The organism is Aquibium microcysteis, from assembly GCF_014495845.1.
Classification (GTDB): domain Bacteria; phylum Pseudomonadota; class Alphaproteobacteria; order Rhizobiales; family Rhizobiaceae; genus Aquibium; species Aquibium microcysteis.
On the sequence record NZ_CP061080.1, the window covers coordinates 1,830,917 to 1,847,831 of the forward strand.

Annotated in this window: 17 protein-coding genes; 11 read left to right on the forward strand and 6 right to left on the reverse strand. The window is 68.4% G+C overall.

Going from position 1 to position 16,915, the window contains the following annotated elements; genetic code table 11:
- Positions 1-4: 4 nt before the first annotated feature.
- Positions 5-352 (forward strand): hypothetical protein, encoded by a 348-nt coding sequence (locus IAI54_RS08385; protein ID WP_187971912.1) that lies wholly within the window; start codon positions 5-7, stop codon positions 350-352.
- Between the two features lie 136 nt (positions 353-488).
- Here the strand turns inward: IAI54_RS08385 and IAI54_RS08390 are convergent, their stop codons facing one another.
- On the reverse strand, positions 489-977 hold the full coding sequence (locus IAI54_RS08390; protein WP_187971913.1) for a GyrI-like domain-containing protein: 489 nt from the start codon (positions 975-977) through the stop codon (positions 489-491).
- A 188-nt stretch (positions 978-1,165) separates the two neighbouring features.
- Here IAI54_RS08390 and IAI54_RS08395 point away from each other — a divergent pair, with 188 nt between their 5' ends.
- Complete coding sequence (locus tag IAI54_RS08395) at positions 1,166-2,368, forward strand: winged helix-turn-helix domain-containing protein (protein ID WP_187971914.1); 1,203 nt, start codon at positions 1,166-1,168, stop codon at positions 2,366-2,368.
- 6 nt (positions 2,369-2,374) lie between these two features.
- Here the strand turns inward: IAI54_RS08395 and IAI54_RS08400 are convergent, their stop codons facing one another.
- On the reverse strand, positions 2,375-2,737 hold the full coding sequence (locus IAI54_RS08400; protein ID WP_187973078.1) for a DUF6481 family protein: 363 nt from the start codon (positions 2,735-2,737) through the stop codon (positions 2,375-2,377).
- Between the two features lie 372 nt (positions 2,738-3,109).
- Entirely contained in the window at positions 3,110-3,343 is a 234-nt protein-coding gene (locus tag IAI54_RS08405; RefSeq protein ID WP_187973410.1) for a hypothetical protein, read from the reverse strand.
- Between the two features lie 321 nt (positions 3,344-3,664).
- Between IAI54_RS08405 and topA the strand changes: the two genes are divergently transcribed.
- The 6 genes from topA to rpmG all read left to right on the forward strand — a co-directional run bounded on the left by topA (position 3,665) and on the right by rpmG (position 11,391).
- Positions 3,665-6,319, forward strand: a complete 2,655-nt coding sequence (gene topA, locus IAI54_RS08410; RefSeq protein WP_187971915.1) for a type I DNA topoisomerase — start codon at positions 3,665-3,667, stop codon at positions 6,317-6,319.
- Between the two features lie 5 nt (positions 6,320-6,324).
- Complete coding sequence (rnr, locus tag IAI54_RS08415) at positions 6,325-8,655, forward strand: ribonuclease R (RefSeq protein WP_187971916.1); 2,331 nt, start codon at positions 6,325-6,327, stop codon at positions 8,653-8,655.
- Positions 8,656-9,090, forward strand: a complete 435-nt coding sequence (locus tag IAI54_RS08420; protein WP_187971917.1) for a DUF983 domain-containing protein — start codon at positions 8,656-8,658, stop codon at positions 9,088-9,090.
- 31 nt (positions 9,091-9,121) lie between these two features.
- On the forward strand, positions 9,122-9,862 hold the full coding sequence (locus IAI54_RS08425) for an NUDIX hydrolase (protein WP_187971918.1): 741 nt from the start codon (positions 9,122-9,124) through the stop codon (positions 9,860-9,862).
- Positions 9,863-9,878: 16 nt separating this feature from the next.
- Complete coding sequence (locus tag IAI54_RS08430; protein ID WP_187971919.1) at positions 9,879-11,072, forward strand: MFS transporter; 1,194 nt, start codon at positions 9,879-9,881, stop codon at positions 11,070-11,072.
- Between the two features lie 151 nt (positions 11,073-11,223).
- Positions 11,224-11,391, forward strand: a complete 168-nt coding sequence (gene rpmG / locus IAI54_RS08435) for a 50S ribosomal protein L33 (RefSeq protein ID WP_040995604.1) — start codon at positions 11,224-11,226, stop codon at positions 11,389-11,391.
- A gap of 466 nt (positions 11,392-11,857) precedes the next feature.
- Here rpmG and IAI54_RS08440 read toward each other — a convergent pair whose 3' ends face one another.
- Together IAI54_RS08440 and IAI54_RS08445 are read right to left on the reverse strand one after the other, a co-directional pair.
- Positions 11,858-13,225, reverse strand: coding sequence for a PleD family two-component system response regulator (locus tag IAI54_RS08440; RefSeq protein WP_187971920.1), 1,368 nt, complete (start codon positions 13,223-13,225; stop codon positions 11,858-11,860).
- A gap of 28 nt (positions 13,226-13,253) precedes the next feature.
- The gene (locus IAI54_RS08445) at positions 13,254-13,625 is read right to left on the reverse strand and encodes a response regulator (protein ID WP_187971921.1); all 372 of its coding nucleotides are present in this window, start codon (positions 13,623-13,625) and stop codon (positions 13,254-13,256) included.
- A gap of 177 nt (positions 13,626-13,802) precedes the next feature.
- On the opposite strand from IAI54_RS08445, the gene IAI54_RS08450 reads away from it, so the two are divergent.
- Positions 13,803-14,123: a DUF3572 domain-containing protein gene (locus tag IAI54_RS08450; protein ID WP_187973079.1), complete on the forward strand. Its 321-nt coding sequence runs from the start codon at positions 13,803-13,805 to the stop codon at positions 14,121-14,123.
- A complete protein-coding gene (locus IAI54_RS08455; RefSeq protein WP_187971922.1) occupies positions 14,120-14,773 on the forward strand; it encodes a hypothetical protein in 654 nt (217 codons plus the stop codon). Before IAI54_RS08450 ends, IAI54_RS08455 begins: the two co-directional genes overlap by 4 nt.
- A 37-nt stretch (positions 14,774-14,810) precedes the next feature.
- On the opposite strand, the gene IAI54_RS08460 is transcribed toward IAI54_RS08455, so the two are convergent.
- Positions 14,811-15,401 (reverse strand): GNAT family N-acetyltransferase, encoded by a 591-nt coding sequence (locus IAI54_RS08460; protein ID WP_187971923.1) that lies wholly within the window; start codon positions 15,399-15,401, stop codon positions 14,811-14,813.
- A gap of 80 nt (positions 15,402-15,481) precedes the next feature.
- Between IAI54_RS08460 and IAI54_RS08465 the strand changes: the two genes are divergently transcribed.
- Positions 15,482-16,801 (forward strand): DNA polymerase IV, encoded by a 1,320-nt coding sequence (locus IAI54_RS08465; RefSeq protein ID WP_187971924.1) that lies wholly within the window; start codon positions 15,482-15,484, stop codon positions 16,799-16,801.
- Positions 16,802-16,915 lie beyond the last annotated feature (114 nt).

The window sequence follows — 16,915 nt, forward strand, 5'->3', positions numbered from 1 at the left end:
GGCGGTGTCGCCTCCCTATATCGGCGGGATGAAGACCACCCTGCCCCGCCTGGCCGTCATGATCCTGCTCGCCGCGCCGGCGCCCTTCCTGCTTGCCGGTGCCGGGTCCGCCCAGACCGTGCAGGCTCCGGCCATCACGGGCGCCGCGCCGAGGGTCACCGCGCCTCTGGTCGACAGACAGATCCAGGAGAGCATCGCCCGGCGGGAGGCTTACCAGCAGCTCCAGCAGCTCCAGCGGCAGCAGGACCGCGATGCCACCCGCTATCGCCCGGACCGGCTCGAGGTACCGGTGATGAAGCCGTCATGCACCTCGTCGACCTACGGAAGCGCCGGCCCGGCGAACTGCCGCTGACGCGCGACCCGGAAAGCGCCGCCGGTCGTCGGGAGACGGCCTCGAGGCGAGACCGGCGCCGGTGTCGGAGGGGGCGGTTCCGGCGGATCGCGAGACGCCGCGGGGAGCGAGGATCGCTCGGGCGGCCCAGCGCGCGTCACGCCAGGGGAAGCATCAGCCTGAGGATCGGCGGGCCGTCGAAATCGCCGTCGCGGGGATACTCCTCGCGGTGGTGCGGCCCCGTTTCCGCCCGTTTCAGCCCTTGCGACGCGAGCCAGCCGATCATGCGGCCGTAATGCGCAACCACGTCGCCGTCCGCCTCGCCGTGCCAGGAGGCGACGTGGCGGCGCGCCGGCAGGTCGATCCTGACCAGACCTTCTGCATCGCCGACCTCTCCGGCCGCGGCGCCCACGAAATAGCGGAAGCCGTCAGGCCTGTCGTTGAAGGACAGGCCGACGAGCGGACCGCTCCACAGATCGCCCTTCCCGACACGGGTCTGCAGGGACCTGAGCGTCGCGCGCACCGCACCCGCCGCGGCCTCCCCGTAGCGTCCCTCCCAGTCGAGCCCGACCAGCGTCTCGGCCGGCCGCTCGATCACGGCGAAATCGGAGCGTGTCCGGACGTTCTCGTCACAAAGCTGGCACATCGACTGTCCTGAAGCTCGACCGATGACCCCTGCCTAGCCCAAGGACCGCGCCGATGGCCAGCCCGGTGGGCGCGGATGCCGACAGGCACCGTCAGGAGCCGCCACGCTTTCGGGTTGACGCGGCCGTTCCACCGCGACTTATCGTTCCGTTCGAGCCACGCTTCGCGACCGACCGGACGACGCATTCCATGACCGACACGATTTCGCTCGCGGCCGCCCGCCGCATCGCGCTGGCCGCGCAGGGCTTCGCCGAGAAGCGGTCGGGTGCCCCGCGCACCTGGCGGCACGTGAGCGCGGTGCTCGCCCGCACGGGACTGTTCCAGATCGATTCGGTCAGCGCCGTGGTGCGGGCGCACTACATGCCGGCCTTCTCGCGCCTCGGCGCCTACCCGATGACCCTGATCGACGAGGCGGCCATGCGCCGGCCGCGCCGCCTGTTCGAGTACTGGGCGCACGAGGCCTCCTACCTCCCCGTCGAGACCTGGCCGCTGCTGCAATGGCGCATGCACAATGCACGCGACAACCGCGGCATCTACGGCCGGCTCGCCACGTTCGGCCGCGAGCGGGCGGATTACATCGAGGACATCTTCCGCAGGGTCGAGGCGGACGGTCCCATCGCGGCTTCGGCGATCGAGGGCCAGAAGGGCGAAGGCGGATGGTGGGGCTGGAGCGACGCCAAGCATGCCTTCGAGTGGCTGTTCTGGGCCGGCCGCATCACCACCGCCAGCCGGCGCGGCTTCGAGCGGCTCTACGACCTGCCGGAGCGGGTGATACCGAAGGCGATCCACGACCGCCCCTCTCCCGCGCCCGCCGACGCGATCCGCGAGCTCCTGCTGATCTCCGCCCGCGCTCTCGGCATCGCGACGGCCGCCGACCTTCGCGACTATTTCCGCCTGTCGCCGCGCGAGGCCGATGCCCGCATCGCCGAACTGGTGGAGAACGGCGACCTCGTGCAGACGAGGGTGGAGGGATGGAGCCAGAAGGCCTACCTCGCTGCCGGCGCCAGGGTGCCGCGCAAGGTGAGCGGCAGCGCGCTGCTCGCGCCCTTCGATCCGCTGGTCTGGGAACGGGGCCGCACCGAGCGGCTGTTCGGTTTCCGCTACCGCATCGAAATCTACACGCCGGCGCACAGGCGAACGCACGGGTACTACGTCATGCCGTGGCTGCTCGACGAGGCCATCGCGGCCCGGCTCGACCTGAAGGCCGACCGCGCCGCCGGGGTCCTGCGGGTCAACGCGGCCTTCGCCGAAGGAGACGTGCGGGCGCATGCCGCAGAGGCGCTTGCGGGCGACCTGCGGAGCATGGCGGGCTGGCTCGGCCTCGACGACGTGACCGTCGCAGAGAGAGGCGATTTCGCCCCTGCGCTGGCCGGGGCGCTGAAGACGGCCTGAGGCGCGTCAGCCGATCTTGCGGACGCGCGCCTTGCGGGCAGCGTAGCGGGCGTCGCGCCGCGCCTTGCGCGCGGCTTCCTCGGCGATTTCCGCCGCGATGCGCGCTTCTTCTTCCTGCGCACGCAGTTCGGCCGCGCGACGCTCTTCTTCCTCGCGCTGCAGCCGCTCGGCTTCGCGCTGCGCCTCGCGCTCGGCCTTCAGCCGCGCTTCCTCGGCGAGCTTCGCCTGACGACGCGCTTCCTTCTCCTTCTCGCGTTCGGCACGGGCCTCGGCGATGGCGCGGCGCTCGGCCATGCGAGCCTGATACTCAGGGTCGTTCTCGTCCGGGCGCTGCTTGAACTTCTCCAGGAGGGCGGCCTTCGCGGCCATGGCGTCCTGACGCCTGTCGGCAAAGTTATCGCGGTACTTCAATTCTGACCTTCAACCTTTTCAATGCGTATATGTCGGTCGCACGGACCGGTACTGGAGCCGGCCGGCGCGGGGCCGACGGCGGCGTGGGCATGCGCCGGTATGGGAGCGACCCTCTCGAGCCGCATTGGAAACAGTCGCTTCTCGCCTTGCAGGGACAGGCCTCTCAGGTAAGCGAGTCACGCCGGGAACACGGATGAATCGCACGAGCGACGCCCGCGATCTAATGGCTGAGCACCGTAAGGTCAAGTCTCCACCGCTGAAGAAGCGCGAATGATGCAGCAAAGCCATGGATGCGAAGGATATCTCCGACGATAGCGCGGGTCGACGGGATCAGCGGTGAATGCTCCCCCGCCGTGGCCGCGTCCTCGGCGGCAGCTGCGTGCGCAGGATCTCGCTGACCTCGACCCTGGCCATGTCGATCAGATAGGCCAGCATGTCCAGCTTCTCTGTCTCCGCCATGCCGCGCAGCTGGCCGAGCATCGCATGGACATATTCCAGCATGGCTTCGCGGTCCGCGTTGCCGGACTGTCCTGACTGTGTCTGCTTGCCGTGGGACTGGTTCATGGCGTTAGCGGCGTCTCCCCGAACCGGGCGCTTGCGGCCGGTTCCTTCCCTCTGCCTGCGCATGCTCTCCAAGCGGCCGGCGCCCGCCTGCCGGTCGTCCCGCCCGCGCCGCCTGCAACCCCGCGTATCGGGCGATGACTTATTATTAGTTGCAACAAATGGCAGCAACAACCAATTACAGGTTGTGCTTAGGCGGGACGTGCTCCGGATCGAGGGCTTGACCCTGGCGATTTAGCCCGCCATGTGACGGAAGAATTCCAACATTGGCGGCGGGTGCGGATCGGATCCGGCATTCCGGCGCACAGGGAAGCACCAGACCATATGGACGTCGTCGTCGTCGAATCGCCAGCAAAGGCGAAGACCATCAACAAGTATCTGGGCAAGAACTACAAGGTTCTTGCATCCTTCGGTCATGTCCGCGACCTGCCGGCCAAGGACGGCTCGGTGCGGCCCGACGAGGACTTCGCCATGTCCTGGGAGGTGGACGGGCCTTCGTCGAAGCGCCTGGGCGACATCGTCAAGGCGATGAAGGATGCCGACGGGCTCATTCTCGCCACCGACCCCGACCGCGAAGGCGAGGCGATTTCCTGGCACGTGCTGGAGGTTCTTCGCCAGAAGAAGGCCATCAAGGACAAGTCCGTCAGCCGGGTCGTCTTCAACGCCATCACCAAGCAGTCCGTGCTCGACGCCATGGCCAATCCGCGCGCCATCGACGTGCCGCTGGTCGACGCCTATCTGGCGCGGCGGGCGCTCGACTATCTCGTCGGCTTCACCCTCTCTCCCGTCCTGTGGCGCAAGCTGCCGGGCGCCCGCTCGGCCGGCCGCGTGCAGTCCGTGGCGCTCCGGCTGGTCTGCGACCGCGAAGCCGAGATCGAACGTTTCGTCCGCGAGGAGTACTGGCTGATCGGGGCCCTTCTCGGCACCCCGCGGTCGGAGAGCTTCGAAGCGCGCCTGACCGCCTTCGACGGCAGGAAGCTGCAGAAGCTCGACATCAAGGACGAGGAGCAGGCCACCGCCATCAAGACCATGCTGGAGGGGGCGAGCTTCAGGACCCTGACCGTCGAGGCCAAGCCCACCAGGCGCAATCCCGCGCCTCCCTTCACCACCTCGACGCTGCAGCAGGCCGCGTCGTCGCGCCTCGGCTTCTCCGCCTCCCGCACCATGCAGGTCGCGCAGCGCCTCTACGAGGGCATCGACATGGGCGGCGAGACGACCGGTCTCATCACCTATATGCGGACGGACGGCGTGCAGATGGCCCCCGAGGCGCTGTCGGCGGCCCGCGCGACCATCTCCAGGGAGTTCGGCGACCGTTACCTGCCCGACAAGCCGCGTCAGTATTCGGCCAAGGCGAAAAACGCCCAGGAGGCGCACGAGGCGGTCCGGCCGACCGACTTCTCGCGTACCCCGGCATCCGTCCGCAGCCATCTCGATTCCGACCAGGCTCGCCTCTACGAGCTGATCTGGAAGCGCGCGATCGCCAGTCAGATGCAGCCGGCCGAGATCGAGCGGACCACCGTCGAGATCGAAGCCGTCAATGGCGGCAGGACGGCGAATCTGCGCGCCGTCGGATCCGTCGTCCGCTTCGACGGCTTCATCGCTGCCTACACGGACCAGAAGGAAGAGGACGCCGACGACGAGGACGAGCGCCGGCTTCCCGAGATCCGCGTGGGCGAGACGCTGAAGCGCGAGAAGATCGATGCCGTCAGGCACTCGACCGAGCCGCCGCCGCGCTATTCGGAAGCCTCCCTGATCAAGAAGATGGAAGAGCTCGGCATCGGCCGCCCCTCGACCTATGCGGCGACGCTGAAGACGCTGGAGGACCGCGACTACGTCAAGGTCGACAAGCGCAGGCTGATCCCGGAAGCCAAGGGACGGCTGGTGACGGCCTTCCTCGAGAACTTCTTCCGGCGCTACGTCGAATACGACTTCACGGCCGCGCTCGAGGAGAAGCTCGACGAGATCTCCGACGGGCGGCTCGCCTGGAAGGACGTGCTGCGCGATTTCTGGCGCCAGTTCTCCGGCTCCGTCGAGGAGATCAAGGAACTGCGCGTCACCGACGTCCTGGAGGCGCTGAACGAGGAACTGGCACCGCTGGTGTTTCCGGCCCGCGAGGACGGCAGCGAGCCCCGCTCCTGCCCGAAATGCGGCGACGGCCAGCTCTCGCTCAAGCTCGGCCGCTACGGCGCCTTCGTCGGCTGCTCCAACTATCCCGAATGCGGCTTCACCCGCCAGCTCGGCGACGCCGGCGGCAATGGCGAGCAGTCCGCCGACGGCGGCGACAAGGCGCTGGGAACCGATCCGCACACCGGCGAGGAGATCGCCCTGAAGAGCGGCCGCTTCGGCCCCTACGTCCAGCGCGGCGAAGGCAAGGAGGCCAAGCGCGCCAGCCTGCCGAAGGGCTGGACGCCGGACACGATCGACCACGAGAAGGCACTGGCGCTGCTCTCGCTGCCGCGCAACGTCGGCCAGCATCCCGAAAGCGGCAAGATGATCTCCGCCGGGCTCGGGCGCTATGGCCCGTTCCTCCTGCATGACGGCGTCTACGCCAACCTCGATTCGATCGAGGACGTGTTCTCGGTCGGCATCAACCGTGCGGTCTCGGTGCTGGCGGAGAAGATCGCGGCGCGGGCGGCAGGCGGACGCCGCGGCGGCACGGCGGCGGCGCTGAAGGATCTCGGCGACCATCCCGACGGCGGCGGCAAGATCACCGTGCGCGACGGCAAGTACGGTCCCTACGTCAACTACGGCAAGGTCAACGCGACGCTGCCGAAAGGCACCGAGCCGCTGGCGGTCACGGTCGAGGAGGCGCTCGCGCTGATTGCCGAGAAGGCTGGAAAGTCGGGCACCGGGAAATCGGGTGCGGGCAAGAGCGCAACCGCCAAGAAGGCTGCGCCGAAGAAGGCAGCCGCCAAGAAGGCGCCGGCCAAGGCAGCGTCGAAGAAACCAGCGGCGGCGAGCGCCGGAAAGAAGGGCTGAAGCTGTTGGCGAGACGGATTCCCGGCATCAAGAAATCCCGCGGCAAAGCCGGGAAGACGTCCGCCGAGGAGCATGAACCCAACGCCTTCCGCCCGACGCGCGACCAGGTGCTGACCTTCGTCGCGGAAAATCCGGACCGCGCCTCCAAACGCGACATCGCCAGGGCCTTCAATCTGCGCGGCGACGACCGCATCTGGCTGAAGGACCTGCTCAGCGACCTGCAGGACGAGGGACTGCTGGAAAAGCGGGCAAAGCGGCTGCACAAGCCCGGCGCGCTGCCGCACGTGACCGTGCTCGACATCTACGGGCGCGACGGTGACGGCGGCCTGCTCGCCCGGCCGGCCGAAGCCCGCGTGGACGTCGACGGGAACGTCGTGGTCGCCATCCGTGCGTCGAAGCTCGGCAAGGGGCCTACGCCCGGCATCGGCGACCGCGTGCTCGCCCGCGTCTTCCCCGGCGGGGACGCCGATGGTCCGGACTACACCGCCCGGGTGATGAAGGTCATCGACAAGCGCCGCGACACCGTGCTCGGCGTGATCCGCAGGCTTTCCGACGGAACGCTGCGCACCGAGGCGGTCGACCGGCGCCAGCCGGAGATGCTGATCGATACCGAAAATCTGGGTGACGGCAAGGTGGGCGACCTCGTCGAACTGGAGCCGCTCCGCCCGACCCGCTACGGCCTGCCGCGCGGCAAGGTCGTCGCCGTCATAGGTTCCCTGACGAGCGAGAAGGCGGTCTCGATGATCGCCATCCACGCGCACGAGATCCCGCACGTCTTTCCGCGCGACGCGCTCGGCGAAGCCAACGATGCGAAGCCCGCCACGATGGACGGCCGCGAGGACTGGCGCGAGGTCCCGCTCGTCACGATCGATCCCGCCGACGCCAAGGACCATGACGACGCCGTCTTCGCCGAGACCGACACCGATCCGGCCAATCCGGGCGGGGTCGTCGTCACGGTCGCCATCGCCGACGTCGCGGCCTATGTCAGGCCGGGTTCCGCGCTCGACCGGGAGGCGCTGAAGCGCGGCAACTCGGTCTATTTTCCCGACCGCGTCGTGCCGATGCTGCCCGAGCGGATATCGAACGACCTCTGCTCCCTGAGGGAAGGCGAGGACCGCCCTGCCCTCGCCGTCCGCATGACCTTCGCGGCGGACGGACGAAAGATCCGGCACTCCTTCCACCGCATCATGATGCGCTCCGTGGCCAAGCTTGCCTACCCCCAGGCACAGGCGGCCATCGACGGCGCTCCCGACGAGAAGACCGCGCCGCTTCTCGACGGCGTGCTGAAGCCGCTGTGGGACGCCTATGCGGTGCTGTCGCGCGGTCGCGACCAGCGCGCGCCGCTGGAACTCGACCTGCCCGAGCGCAAGATCCTGCTCAAGCCGGACGGCACCGTCGACCGCGTCACCGTTCCCGAGCGGCTCGCCGCCCATCGCCTGATCGAGGAGTTCATGATCCAGGCCAACGTCGCGGCCGCCGAGACGCTGGAGGGGAAGAAGCAGGCGCTCGTCTACCGCATCCACGACGCCCCCTCGCTCGCCAGGCAGGAATCGCTTCGCGAGTTCCTGCAGACCGTCGGCCTGTCGCTCGCCCGCGGCGCGCAGCTGCGCCCGTCGCAGTTCAACGCGATCCTGCAGCGCGCCCGGGGCGAGGAGAACGAGACGCTGATCAACGAGGTGGTGCTGCGCTCGCAGAGCCAGGCGGAATACTCGCCCGCCAACATCGGGCATTTCGGCCTGAACCTGCGCCGCTACGCCCATTTCACCTCGCCGATCCGCCGCTACGCCGACCTGATCGTGCACCGCGCCCTTGTTTCCGCCCTCGGCCTTGGCAGGGACGGTCTCACGCCCGGCGAGGAGGCGCGGCTGGAAGACACCGCCGCGCTGATCTCGGCCGCCGAGCGACGTGCCATGGCCGCCGAGCGCGACACCGTCGACCGCCTGATCGCCGAGCACCTCGCGACCCGCAAGGGCGACGTCTTCGAGGCCCGCATCGGCGGGGTCACCAAGGCGGGTCTGTTCGTCAGATTGCCGCAGTTCGGTGCAGATGGCTTCGTGCCGGTGTCAACGCTGGGCAATGACTACTATATCTACGACGAAGCGGCCCACTCGCTGGTGGGTGAGAGGCAAGGCAAGGGCTTTCGCCTCGGCGATCCGGTCGAAGTGAAGCTGGTCGAGATCGCGCCGCTTGCCGGAGCCATGCGCTTCGAGATGCTGAGCGAACCCAGACCGCTGCCGACGGCGACGCGGTCCTTCCACAAGGCGAAGGGCCAGACGCGACGGCTGCAGTCCAAGGCACCGCGACGGGGACGGCCCGGTCGCGCAAGGAGCAAGTAGATGGAGCGACACGAATTCGGCGGCGAGAGCCATTCCGGCCGGCCGCAGCGCAACCTCTGGCAGTCGATGAAGCGGGGCTTCACGGGGCGCTGCCCGCATTGCGGCGAAGGCCGGCTCTTCTCGAGCTTCGCCCGCACGGCCGAAAGCTGCGCGGTCTGCGGCGAAGAGTTCCACCACCACCGGGCCGACGACCTGCCGGCCTATCTCGTCATCTTCATCGTCGGCCATGTCGTCGTCGCCGCCTTCATGGGCATGGAGGCGACCTCGGACCTGTCGATGTGGACGCATCTGGCGATCTGGGTCCCCGTCACCATCGTCTCGTCGATTGCGCTGCTGCAACCGGTGAAGGGAGCCGTTGTCGGGTTGCAGTGGGCGTTGTACATGCACGGCTTCGGCGGCCACGCCGATGAGTTCGAGACGCATCCGGAAGCCTGACGGCGGCCGCACAGACGGGGGAGGAGGCTCCATGGAGGGCATGACGCGGGCGGAGGTCGACAAGGCCGAGAACAAGGATTTCGCGCTCGGCGGCCGGCCTATGCGTCCGCGCGATGCCGCCACGCTGATCCTTCTCGACCGCTCGGGACCCGAAGTGAAGGTTCTGATCGGCCGGCGCCATCGCGCCCACGCCTTCATGCCGGGCCGATTCGTCTTTCCGGGCGGCCGCACCGATCCGCACGACAGCAGGGTGCCGACGGCGACGTCGCTGCCCGCCGAAGAGGAGATGCGCATCGCCGGAACGGGCTCCCGCGCGTCTGCCGCCCGGGCGCGCGCCATCGCGCTCTCGGCCGTCCGCGAGACCTACGAGGAAGCCGGCCTCCTGATCGGCATCGCCGCTCCTTTCAGAACCACGCGACCGGGCTGGCAGGGCTTCGTCGAACACGGCGTCTCGCCGGCGCTCGACCGCCTGCGCTTCGTGGCGCGCGCCATCACGCCGCCCGGACGCGTGCGTCGCTACGACACCCGATTCCTCGCCGCATGGCGCGACGACGTCGCGGTCGAGCTGCCCGAAGGCGGCCCCACGAACGAACTCGAAGAACTCTGTTGGCTGTCGATCGAGGATGCCAAGAAGGCCGAGATCCCGGCGATCACCCGCACGGTGCTCGACGAACTGAAGGCCCGCCTCGACAAGGACCCGGCCCTGAAGCCCGGTCATCCCGTTCCCTTCTACAGGATGACGCGCAACCGCTTCCTGCGCGATCTCGTCTGAGGGTGGGCCAGGACACATGACGGGCGTTCTTCCGGTCGATCGCGGCGCCGCGCCCGAGGGCGTCAGGTGGCTCTCGCTCGCCGCAGCCATCGCGTCGATATCCGCAGTCGGCGTGGCGATCGGCCTCGGCGTTCCGCTGCTGTCGATCATCCTCGAGCAGCGCGGCCATTCCGCGACCGCAATCGGCTTCAACACGGCCGTGGCCGGACTGGCCTCGATCGCGGTGGCGCCGCTGGCGATTCCCATCGCCGCACGGCTGGGCGTCGCCCTCACGATGCTGATCGCGATCGCGCTCGGGGCCAGCTGCTTCGCCGGATTCTACTTCACCCAGGACTACTGGATGTGGATCGTCCTGCGCGCGCTGATGCACGTCGGCATCACGCTGCTGTTCATCCTGTCGGAGTTCTGGATCAGCGCCTCGGCACCGCCGCACCGGCGCGGGCTGGTGCTCGGCATCTACGCCACCGTCCTCTCCCTCGGCTTCGCCTTCGGTCCATGGCTCTTCGCGCGGATCGGCAGCGACGGCTTCGCCCCCTTCGGAGCGGGCGTCGCCATCACCGTCCTGGCCGCCCTGCCCGTGATCGCCGCATGGCGCGAGAGCCCCGACATCTCGAACCGCTCGGGCGAAGCCGGCGGCCGTCGCTTCTGGCACTACATCCTGCTCGTGCCGACGGCGACCGCAGCCGTCCTCGTCTTCGGCGCGGTGGAGACCGGCGGTTTCGCGCTGTTTCCGGTCTATGGCGCACGCCTGGGCTACACCGAGGCCGATTCGGCGCTGCTGCTGACAGCCATCGGGCTGGGCAACGTGCTGCTGCAGGTTCCGCTGGGGATGGTCAGCGACCGGACCCGCGACCGGCGGACCATCCTGGCGGGATGCGCCTTCGTCGGGCTGGCCGGCATGCTGGCCCTGCCCTGGCTCGCGTCCAACTGGCATGCCACGGCCGCCGTCCTGTTCGTCTGGGGCGGCGTCGTCGCCGGGCTCTACACGATCGGCCTCGCCCATCTCGGCTCACGGCTCAGCGGCCGGGACCTTGCCTCGGCCAACGCAGCCTTCGTCTTCTGCTACGGCCTGGGAATGATTCTGGGACCGCAGGTGATCGGCGCGGGCATGGACCTCGTCGGCATGCACGGCTTCGCCTGGTCGCTGAGCTTCTTCTTCGCGGCCTACCTCGTCCTGGCCTTCGGCCGGATGCTGCGCCGCGCCCCCTGAACCGGCGGACTCCGACCGTTTCGGCCGCCGATGCCCTTGACATTCGGGCGGGCTCGTTTATGTCACGGCGAACTTTCCGCGGACGGTCGGACCGTCGCGCGCCTGCCTGGCGCGAGATCGGAAGCTCCAACATTCAGGATGGACATCTGCCATGGCCAAAGCCGCGAACATCAAGATCAAGCTGCTCTCGACCGCCGACACCGGCTTCTTCTACGTGACGAGCAAGAACAGCCGTACCAAGACCGACAAGCTGTCGTTCCGCAAGTACGACCCGATCGCCAAGAAGCACGTCGAGTTCAAGGAAACCAAGATCAAGTAACCGGACGATCCGGTCGACCGATCCGAACGCCGCCTCCGGGCGGCGTTTTGCGTTTCCGGCGACCCTCCCCGCGCCGACCGGCTGAAGCGCATGGGCAGGCAGGTGCGCGCACACAGGCGCCTGCGTCGGATCGGGCGGGTACGGAAAAGGAGAAAGGGGGCCGGCCGGCAACTGACAGCGGTACGAGGAGGCCACTATACGTCAGTGCCGGCCGGCCAACCCCACGGAACCCAGGAGATGCGGCGGACCTGAGGATCATGGGGTATCGGCGACAGACGCAACGGAAGGGGTTTTGGTGTCCCGCGATTGCGTCCTTATGGCGCGAGATTTGCGCAACCTCAGATAAAAATCAATAGTTTCTTAAGCATGCGCGCGATTTAGGTGACGTTAAGGTAAACTCCTGCCGCAGCACCCCCGAACATGTCTCGTTTTGGGTCGGATCGGGGCTCCGTCGTCGGCGTCCGCCTCACGCCGCGCGGCCGACCACGCGGTTCCGGCCGCCATTCTTGGCCTCGTACAGCGCGCGGTCGGCGCGCTTGAGGAGTGCGGCCGCATCGTCGTGGATGTGCAGCATCTGCGCCACGCCGACGCTGATGGTGACCGTGACCGCCTGCCCGCCGACGTCGAACGGGACGCTGGCGACCTCCTGGCGCAACCGTTCGGCGATCTTCTCGGCGGTGCGCCCGTCGGTATCGGGCATCACGATGACGAACTCCTCGCCGCCGAAGCGGCAGGCGAGATCGGCGCCGCGCACGCTGCGCCGGAGCCGCGTGGCGAACTCGTGCAGGACGGCGTCGCCGCCGTCATGGCCCCAGGTGTCGTTGATCGACTTGAAGCGGTCGAGGTCGGTGATCATCAAGGACAGCGGCATCCGGCGCGACTTGGCGCGGCTCACCAGGGCGTCGAGATGGCTGTCGAGATAGCGGCGGTTGTGCAGCCCGGTCAGGCCGTCCGTGACCGCGAGTTCGATCGTCTCGGTCACCGAAGCCCGCAGATGGTCGTTGTAGCGCTTGCGCTTCACCTGCGTGCGCATGCGGGCGATCAGTTCCTGGCCGTCGAGCGGACGCACGATGTAGTCGTTGACCCCGAGTTCCAGCGCCCGGGCGATGCGCTGGTCCTCGCCCTGCTCGACGACGAGGATGATCGGCAGGAACCGCGTGCGGTCGAGCGACCGCAGTTGCGAGCACAGACGCAGCGGATCGAAGGCATCGAAGCCGGTCGTCACGACGATGGTGTCGTAGGCACCCTCCGCGGCTCGGAACAGGCCGTCCTGCGGATCGAGGCTGACGTCGACCTGCGCTGCATCGCCGAACTTCGCCCGGATGGCCTCGGCCGATCCGGCCTTTCCGTCGACCAGCAGGATGCGGGGCAATCCTCCCTCGGGGCCGCGCATGCCCGTGATCAGCGCCTCGACGCCGATGGCGCGGGTCGTGGAGGCGCGCAGTCGCAGTTCGTCAGACAGGACCTTCAGCCGCACGAGGCTCTTGACGCGCGTCATCAGCTGCAGGTCGTTGGCGGGCTTGGTCAGAAAATCGTCGGCCCCGACCTCCAGCCCCCGCACCCGGTCCTCGACCTGATCCAGCGCCGTCACCATCACGACCGGGATGTGGGCGGTCGCCGGATCGGCCTTGATGCGACGGCAGACCTCGAAGCCGTCCATGCCGGGCATCATGATGTCGAGCAGGACGACGTCGACGCGGCCGCTTTCGCACAGATCCAGCGCCTCGCGACCGCTCGTCGCCGTCAGGACCTCGAAATACTCGGCGAGCAGGCGCGCTTCGAGAAGCCGAAGATTGGCCGGAACGTCGTCGACGACGAGGATGCGCGCGGTCATGCCGGAATTCCGTCGTTCGGGGCGCGGTTCACGCGTCGCCCAGGTAGGATCTGATGGTCTCGATGAACTTGCCGACGGAGATCGGCTTGGAGATGTAGGCCTCGCAGCCGCCCTGGCGGATCCGCTCCTCGTCGCCCTTCATCGCGAAGGCCGTCACCGCGATCACGGGGATGGAGTGGAGGTCGTCGTCTTCCTTCAGCCATTTGGTGACCTCGAGGCCGGACACCTCCGGAAGCTGGATGTCCATCAGGATGAGGTCGGGATGATGCATGCGTGCGAGATCGAGCGCTTCCAGGCCGTTTCGCGTGCGCACCGTCTCGTAGCCGCTGGCCTCGATCAGGTCGCGGAAGAGCTTCATGTTGAGCTCGTTGTCCTCGACGATCATCACCTTCTTGGCCATCTTGTCCCACCCAGCCTGCGGCCGTCCACGTGCCGCCCGCCGCGTTCTCGTCCCATCTTGCTGCAGACCTTAGCGCCATATGATTGACGAAAGGCAAATCGCCTCGTGCCTTACAATGCCGCGGCACGGCAGGGCGTTGCGTGCGGGCCGGCGACCGCCTATGAGCGGGCCATGGCGATGTCGAAGATCCCTCCCGGCGCGGGCGCGCCGACCGTCGGCGGCAGCGATGCCGAAGCCCTCGCGATCGAGGCGCTCGGCTTCGTCGCGTCCGACCCGGCGCTGATGCCGCGCTTCCTCGCGATGAGCGGCATCGATGCCGGACAGATCCGCCGTGCGGCGGCCGAACCTGGCTTCCTTGCGGGGGTCCTCGGTTTCCTCCTCGGTCACGAGCCGAGCCTGATGGCGTTCTGCGAGGCGACCGGAACCGATCCGGCGGCCGTCGGCCGCGCCCGGCGTGCGCTTCCCGGCGGCGCCGACGACTACGAGGCCTCGACGTGAGCGACGATCCCGAGACCGCCCGCCAGATCGCCGAACTGGCGCGGGACGACCGCCCGCTCCTCGTCCTCGACGTCGACGACGTGCTTCTGCATTTCGTCCAGCCCTTCCCGCGCTATCTCGAAGGTCTCGGCTACCGACTGACCTTCGATTCGTTCCGGCTGACCGGCAACATCCATCACATGCAGACCGGCGTGGCCGCCGAACAGGCGCTGGTGACCGAACTCCTCGACGCCTTCTTCGTCGCCCAGGCCGACTGGCAGACGCTGACCGACGGCGCCGCCGAGACGCTGGCCGGCTTCGCCCGCGACGTCGAGATCGTGCTCCTGACGGCGATGCCGCACCGCCACCGCGACGCCCGCCGCCTGCATCTCGACGGGCTGGGACTGACCTACCCGCTGGTGACGACGGAGATGGCCAAGGGCCCGGCGATCCGCAGCCTGCGCGGACCGACGGGGCGCCCTGTCGCCTTCGTCGACGACCAGCCGCGCAATCTCGTCTCGGCGAAGGAGAGCGTTCCCGACACGCATCTGTTCCACCTGATGGCGGACAACGCGCTGCGCGACCTCCTGCCGCCGCCGCCGGACGGCATCGTCGTCGTGCAGGACTGGCACGAGGCCGGCCCGAAGATCGCCGCCGCGCTCGGCGTCTGACGCGCGACCGTCGTCTCCCGTCAGGCGACGTCGCGGCTCAGAGTTCGAGCCGCATCAGCGGCCGCCCCGGCTTGCGCAGGGCGACCGGCCGGAAGCCGGCCGCTTCGAACACCCGCGTCGAGCCGACGAACAGCCCGACGGATTTCGACTGCTTCGCCTCGTCGATCGGGCAGGCGTCGAGCAGCCGCGCGCCGTTGTCGCGCGCGAAGTCGATGCCGGCGGCCACGAGACGGTGGGACAGTCCCCTGCCCCGCGCCTTCAAGCGGATGAAGAAGCACGAAATGGCCCAGTTCGCGGGATCGGCGACCGCCTCGCCCTCGAGCGGCGCCGAGACCCGGCGCGCATTGTTCCACTCCGGCACGTCCGCGCGCGGCCCGACCTGCATCCAGCCCACCGGCACGCCGTCCTGGAACGCGATCAACCCGGGCGGCGGGCCGGCTTCCACCCGGTTCATCAGGTGTGCCTTGTTGGTCTCGCGGGTGCCGGCACGGCGCCGAGCCGGCGGCAGGCGGAAATAGGTGCACCAGCAGCCGTAGCACGCGCCCTGAGGGCCGAAGAGGTCCTCGAGCGCCGGCCACAGCTCTGCCGTCAGCGGCCGGATGGACGCGTCGGTCGAGGCATCGGTCATCGCGGGCTGTCCATGGCCTGTCTTGCTCCCGTTCCGCAGCTCGACTACTATCCGCATCGTTCACTTTATGTTCGCACTTCATGCCGCGCGCTGTCAACGATCCCTCGGCCGGTTTCTGCCGCGATTGCCTGAGCCCCCAGGTGGATCGGGCCGCACGCCGCTGCGGCCATTGCGGCAGTCCCCGCCTCGTGCGGCATGCGGAGCTTTTCGCTCTTTCCATCGCCCATATCGACTGCGATGCCTTCTATGCGGCGGTCGAGAAGCGCGACCGGCCCGAACTGCGCGACCGCCCGGTCATCATCGGCGGCGGCAAGCGCGGTGTCGTGTCGACCGCGTGCTACATCGCGCGCATCAGCGGTGTTCGATCGGCGATGCCGATGTTCAAGGCGCTCGAAGCCTGTCCCGAAGCCGTCGTCATCAAGCCGGACATGGAGAAATACGCCCGCGTCGGGCGCGAGGTTCGCACCATGATGCAGGCGCTGACACCGCTGGTCGAGCCGATCTCCATCGACGAAGCCTTTCTCGACCTGTCGGGAACGGAGCGGCTGCACGGCATGCCGCCGGCGCTCGTGCTCGCACGGTTTTCGCGCGACGTGGAACGGGAGATCGGCATCTCGGCGTCGATCGGCCTGTCCTACTGCAAGTTCCTTGCGAAGATCGCTTCTGATTTCCAGAAGCCGCGCGGCTTCTCCGTCATCGGCGAGCAGGAAGCGGTGACCTTCCTCGCCGGCAGGCCTGTGACCATGATCTGGGGCGTCGGCAAGGCCTTCGCCGAGGTGCTGGAACGCGACGGCATCCGGACGATCGGCCAGTTGCAGACGATGGAGCGCGGCGACCTGATGAAGCGCTACGGGTCCATGGGCGACCGGCTCTTCCACCTGTCGCGGGGCATGGACGAGCGCAAGGTCCACGCGGAGCACGAGACCAAGAGCGTATCGGCCGAAACCACCTTCGACACCGATCTCGCTTTGCCCGACGATCTCGTGCCCGTGCTGCGCGCCCTGTCGGAAAAGGTCTCCTCCCGGCTGAAGAAGGCGGGCATCGCCGGGCGCACGATCGTGCTGAAGCTCAAGACCAGCGACTTTCGCATCCGCACCCGCAACCGCCAGCTGGCAGACCCGACGCGGCTCGCCGACCGCATCTTCTCGACCGGCCTCGAACTGCTGCGCAAGGAGACCGACGGCACCCGCTACCGGCTGATCGGCATCGGCGTCAGCGACCTGTCCGATGCCGACCGCGCCGATCCGCCCGATCTCGTCGACGTCAGCGCTCGCAAGCGAGCGCTCGCGGAGGGCGCCATCGACAGGCTGCGCGACAAGTTCGGCACGGTGGCCGTCGAGACGGGCTACACTTTCGGAAGAGGCCGCAACGCCCGCCCGCAGCGCCAGGGCGACGGCTGACGAAGCCCGTCCGCCGTCGGCCGATCCGGAGGCGACGACCGGATCCCCGAGCGTCGCGAGGTTGACGGGCGTAACATCATAACATATCGAATGCCGGGCCGCAGCTTCGCCGGC